General features: G+C 73.9%; 4 protein-coding genes and 1 pseudogene. All 5 read right to left on the bottom strand.

Going from position 1 to position 5259, the window contains the following annotated elements; translation table 11 throughout:
- Window positions 1-198 (bottom strand): annotated as a pseudogene (locus tag AB0I76_RS21845) (SAM-dependent methyltransferase); the annotation flags it as partial.
- A 40-nt stretch (window positions 199-238) separates the two neighbouring features.
- Window positions 239-745 (bottom strand): DUF2231 domain-containing protein, encoded by a 507-nt coding sequence (locus AB0I76_RS21840; RefSeq protein ID WP_357038383.1) that lies wholly within the window; start codon window positions 743-745, stop codon window positions 239-241.
- Between the two features lie 73 nt (window positions 746-818).
- Window positions 819-1559: a GAF and ANTAR domain-containing protein gene (locus AB0I76_RS21835; protein WP_357038380.1), complete on the bottom strand. Its 741-nt coding sequence runs from the start codon at window positions 1557-1559 to the stop codon at window positions 819-821.
- A gap of 185 nt (window positions 1560-1744) precedes the next feature.
- Window positions 1745-4036 carry an accessory Sec system translocase SecA2 gene (gene secA2 / locus AB0I76_RS21830; protein WP_357038377.1) on the bottom strand — a complete coding sequence of 764 codons (2292 nt, stop codon included), beginning with the start codon at window positions 4034-4036 and terminating at the stop codon, window positions 1745-1747.
- Between the two features lie 105 nt (window positions 4037-4141).
- Window positions 4142-5259, bottom strand: a 1118-nt coding sequence (locus AB0I76_RS21825; protein WP_357038374.1) for an ABC transporter ATP-binding protein, incomplete at its 5' end; no start/stop codon positions are given.

The raw sequence follows: 5259 nt of genomic DNA, 5'->3' as shown, positions 1-5259 counted from the left end.
CGCGAGGACCTCTCCCCCGCCGGTGTCCACGTCCAGGGCGGCGCCGATCCCCGCCATCCGGGCGGCGACGCGGCGCGCGTACCCCCAGGGTGGGCGTTCCTCGGTCGCCCGCCCGGCGAGCCAGTCGAAGGCCCAGCCGTCGACCGGCGCGGCGGCCCCCTCGGCGATCAGGGTGTCCACGTCCGCTTCGCGTTCCACCCCGGCAGCCTGGCCGACCACCGGGCGCGCGGCAACGGAGTTACCGCCGGACGATCTCCACGGTCGAGCCGCCGACGCCACCGACACCACCGAGGACCTCGAAGGTGCCCGCCTCTGCCCGCCGCCGGGAGTCGAACTGCCGCATCAGCCGGGCGCCCAGCCGCACCCCGACGGCGCCGACGGTCAAGGCCACCAGCTCGGTGGCGAGCAGCACGACGCTGGCGCCCCGCTGCGGGGCGTCCGCGCGGATCAGGCAGGCCACCAGGAACAGCCCGGCCATCGCCGCGTTCACCAGGTTGAAGGTCACCGCCGTACGGCGGGTGGCGTCACCCGGGGAGTCCCACAGGTCCACCATCCCGGCGACCGTGGTGAGGGCGGCGGCCACCAGCGCGGCCACCGACGTCCAGTAACCCACCTCGCCGAGGAAGGCCGGCCCCCCGATCACATCGGTCAGGTCGAACACCGTCGCGCTCACGAAGAGCCCGAACGGGAACGTCACCAGCATCGGTTGGATCGGATGCCCCTGCACCCGCAGTCGGCTTTCCATCGTATTCCCCCAGGTCGCCTCAGGTCACCAGTCCAGGGTGCTACCCGAGCGCCACGGGGACGAAACGACACGCTCAGGAATCCCGGGGCCGCGACACCGTGCTGACCAGCCGCTCCGCCACCTCCCGGAGCGGGATGGAGAGCGACTCCGCGGCACTGCGCAGCACCTGGAGGGCCTCCTCGGGCGGGCAGCCGCGCTGCGTCATGATCACACCGACGGCCTGCCCGACGACGCCCTCGGAGAGCAGCGCCGCGTCCCGGTCCCCGGCCTGCGCCGCCACCCGGGCCCGGTCCCGCACGGCCGCCAGCAGCAGACCGGCGTGCTCGGCGAGGAGCATCGCGGTCAGTTGGTGCTGCGGGGTGAGCACGTCGCTGGCGCCCGCGTACAGGTTGATCGACCCGATCACCTGCTCGTCGACGTCGACCGGCGCGGAGATCACCCCCTGCACCCCGAACTCGCGGGCCCGGCCGGTCCAGGCCGTCCAGCGCGTCTCCCGGGTCAGGTTCTCGGAGAGGATCATCTCGCGGCGGTGGATCGCCTCCATGGCGGGCGAGTCCGGCCCGTGCCGCAGGTCGTCGAGCCCGGCCAGCCGGGCGTCCGAGGCCGCCACCCCGGCCGGCTCGCCGGCCCGCAGGGCGGTGAAGCCGCACCAGCTGACACCGGCCACCGCGTCGCGTGCGATGCGGACCAGGGCCTTGAGCGCCTCGTCGAAGTCGCCGACGGCGATCAGGCCGGCGGTCAGCTCCCGCAGCAGGGCGGCGGTCTCCAGCACGCCCAGCGTCTCCACCACCGGGTCCCGCATGTCCAGGTTCACCGGTCCGCAGCTCCCGCCGTTCCCGCGCGCGTCGCTGCGCGCCCGACCGGTGTCGTCACCCGTCTCATCCTCTGCACTCTCCCGATTCTCCGACCCGCCCTACTACCCCCGTGAACTGGGGTCGAAACGGCGCAAAAGGGGGCCCCTTCCGGCACCGGTGAGGGCCGGAAGGGGCCGACCGCGTGTCAGCGGGAGGCGGCGGTGAGCCGCCGGCCGACCGAGGCGATGAGTCGGTCCAGCTCCGAGCCGAACGGGTTGTCGTGCACCAGGTACGTCCAGGTCGCGCTGGGCCGCGCCAGCTGCGCCTGGTCCGGCTCCCAGTCCTCGTCGAACTCGCTCTCGGTGAAGGTCTCGATGGTCCGCCGCTCGATCTCCGGCACCAGGTTGTTGAACGCCGGCACCGCCGCCCGGTGGAACTCGTCCAGCGGGTCCAGCCGGCCCAGCGCCCGCAGGTGCACGCCCTCGCGCACCTCGGACAGCTCGGCGAGGTGCTCGGCCCAGAGCCGGTCCAGGTGGTGCAGCGCGATCGACCGGGCCACCCGGGCGAGCAGGTCCTCGTCCATCTCGCCGGCCTTGTCCGGCACCCGGTCCAGCAGCATCAGTGCGGCCACGTCGGTGGTGAGCAGCCGCTCGCGGCGCTCCGCGAGGGCCTTGCGCTGCTGCTCGATCACCACGCTGTAGCGCCAGGTGTTGCGGTGGATCTCGTGGTTGACACCCTCGGCGACCCGCTGGGCGTGCTCGACGGCGTAGTCGACCTGCGGGTCGGTGACCAGGCCGTCGGCGTTCATCCGGGGCGAGGCCGGGACGGTGTCGCCGGCGTGCCGGGCCACCAGGTCGTCCTCCAGGCTGACGAAGAACACCGAGCCACCCGGGTCGCCCTGCCGACCGGCCCGGCCGCGGAGCTGGTCGTCGACCCGGCGGCTGTCGTGCCGGCCGCTGCCGATCACGTACAGGCCGTCCAGCTCGGCCACCCGGTCGCGGTCGGTCTGGTCGCTGCCACCGAGCCGGATGTCCACGCCCCGGCCGGCCATCTGGGTGGAGACGGTGACCGCGCCGTACGCGCCGGCCTCGGCGATGATCGCCGCCTCCTCGTCGTCGTTCTTGGCGTTGAGCACCACGCAGGGCACCCCGGCCGAGCTCAGGGCGGCGGCGAGACTCTCGGACTCCTTGACGTCGAGGGTGCCGACCAGCACCGGGCGACCCCGGTCGTGGTTGCGCTTGATCTCGTCGACAAGCGCCTCCTCCTTCTCCGCCCGGGTGGCGTAGATGCGGTCCGGCTCGTCCTCCCGGACGCAGGGGGTGTTCGGCGGGATCACCGCCACCTCCAGGCCGAAGAACTCCCGCAGCTGGTCGCCCACCAGCACCGCGGTCGCGGTCATGCCGCACACCGTCGGGTACAGCCCGATGTACGCCTGCACGGCGATCGTGCCGAGCACCTCGCCCTCGGCGCTGGCGTCCAGGCCCTCCTTGGCCTCCACCGCCGCCTGGAGCCCGTCGGGCCAGCGCCGGCGCTGGGCGACCCGTCCCCGCATCTCGTCGATCAGCTCGACCGAGCCGTCCCGCACGATGTAGTCGACGTCGCGGTGCAGCAGCGCGTGCGCGTGCAGTGCCACGTTCACCGCGGAGAGCTGGGCGACGTGCTCCTCGTCGTACAGGTCGACGCCGAGCTTGGCCTCGACGGCGGCCAGGCCGGTCGACGTGAAGGCCACGCTGCGACCGTCCTCGGCGACCGTGTAGTGCTTGCCCTTGCGCAGCCCGCGCACCAGGCCGGCGGCGGCGTGCACCGGGTCCTGCTCGCCCGGCACCGCGCCGGCCAGGACCATCGGCACCCGGGCCTCGTCGATCAGGATGGAGTCGGCCTCGTCCACGATCGCGGTGCGCAGCGGCGGCTGCACCCGGTCGTCGATGTCGGTGACCAGCTGGTCGCGCAGGTAGTCGAAGCCGGCCTCGCTGACCGAGACGTAGGTGACGTCACAGGCGTACGCGTCGCGCCGCTCCTGCGGGGTGGAGGCCTCGTTGACCCAGCCGACGGTGAGGCCGAGCAGGGTGTAGACCGGCTCCATCCACTGGGCGTCGCGGCGGGCCAGGTAGTCGTTGACGGTGAGCACGTGCACCGGGCCGTTGCCGACCCGGACGTGCCCGTACGCGGCGACGACGGCGGTGAGCGTCTTGCCCTCACCGGTGGCCATCTCGACGACCTTGCCCGACAGCAGCGCCATGGCGCCGAGCAGCTGCACGTCGTACGGCCGCTGGTCGAGGCCGCGTCGGGCGGCCTCGCGGCCGATCGCGCAGATCTCCGTGTAGCCCTCGGCGCGGCCGGCGGCCTCGGTCAGCTCGACGTCGTCGAGCGCCGCGAGCTCCTCCTCGCGCGCCTCGATGGCCGGCAGCAGCTTTTCCAGCGGACCCAGGTCCACCGTCGTGCCCGGGCGCTGGAGGAAGCGCCGGAACCTCGTCTTCAACCGATGCGACACACCCATGAGCGGCAACGGTACGCGACCGGGCGCACCCGCCGCGTCCCGGTCGGCCGACGCCGCGCCGGAGCGCCACCTCCGGCGGTCGGGCGTCGCCCCGGGCGGCCGGGCTCAGCCGACGAGGAGCTGGTGGGCGGCCAGTTCCCGGTACAGGGGGCTGGTGGTGGTCAACTGGTCGTGCGTGCCGGTGGCGACCACCCGGCCGTCGTCGAGCACCACGATCTGGTCGGCGTCGACGACGGTGGAGAGCCGGTGCGCCACGATCAACAGGGTCCGGCGGACCGCCACGGCGTCGATCGCGCGGCGCAGCGCCGCCTCGTTGCGGGCGTCGAGGTTGCTGGTCGGCTCGTCCAGCAGCAGCACCGGCGGTCCGGCCAGCAGGGTCCGGGCGATGGCGAGTCGCTGCCGCTCGCCACCGGACAGCAGCACGCCGCCCTCCCCCACCTGCACGTCCAGGCCCTCGGCGGCACGCTCGGCCAGGTGGCCGAGGTTGACCTCGTCGAGCACGGCGAGCAACTGGTCGTCGGTGGCCGCCGGCGCGGTGATCAGCAGGTTCTCCCGCAGCGTGCCGGCCAGGACGGGCGCCTCCTGCTCGACGTAGCCGAGGCGGGCCCGCAGCGCGTCGCGGGGCAGGTCCCGCACGTCGACCCCGTCGACCCGCAGCGCGCCGGCGGTGACCTCGTAGAAGCGCTCGACGAGGGCCAGCAGGGTGGACTTGCCGGCACCCGAGGGACCGACCAGGGCGGTCCGGGTGCCAGCCGGGACGGCGAAGCTCACCTCGTGCAGCACCGGTGGGCCGCCGGGGTAGCCGAAGCCGACGCGGTCGAACTCGATCATCGACGCGGGCCTGCCGGCCGGTGACCGGTCCACGGTCACCGGCGGTCCGGCCCGGTCGGCGGCCCCCTCCGCCGGGATCTCCAGGACCTCCTCGATCCGCTGGAGCGCGCCGAGGCCGGTCTGCAGCTGGGTGTACGCGTGCACCGCCTGCCCCAGGGGCAGCACCAGGAAGAACAGGAACATGATGAACGCGACCAGGTCGCCGACGGTGATCGCGCCGGACGCCACCCGGGCGCCGCCGACGCCGAGTACCAGCAGGAAGGCGCTCTGGATGGTCACCGTGCTCACCGGGCCGACGACCGCCTGGACCCGGGCCACCCGCAGACCCGCCGTGTACGCCGCCTCGGCGCTGGCCCCGACGGTGTCGGCCTCGCGCCGCTCGGCCCGGGCGG

It is taken from the genome of Micromonospora sp. NPDC049799 (assembly GCF_040656655.1).
Lineage (GTDB): Bacteria > Actinomycetota > Actinomycetes > Mycobacteriales > Micromonosporaceae > Micromonospora.
Note: the sequence above shows the minus strand (reverse complement) of the source record. Positions and strands in the feature narration are given on the sequence as shown.

Coding starts and splice junctions, on each gene's coding strand:
- AB0I76_RS21840 (WP_357038383.1), bottom strand. CDS start 745: ATGGAAAGCCGACTGCGGGTGCAGGGGCATCCGATCCAACCGATGCTG.
- secA2 (WP_357038377.1), bottom strand. CDS start 4,036: ATGGGTGTGTCGCATCGGTTGAAGACGAGGTTCCGGCGCTTCCTCCAG.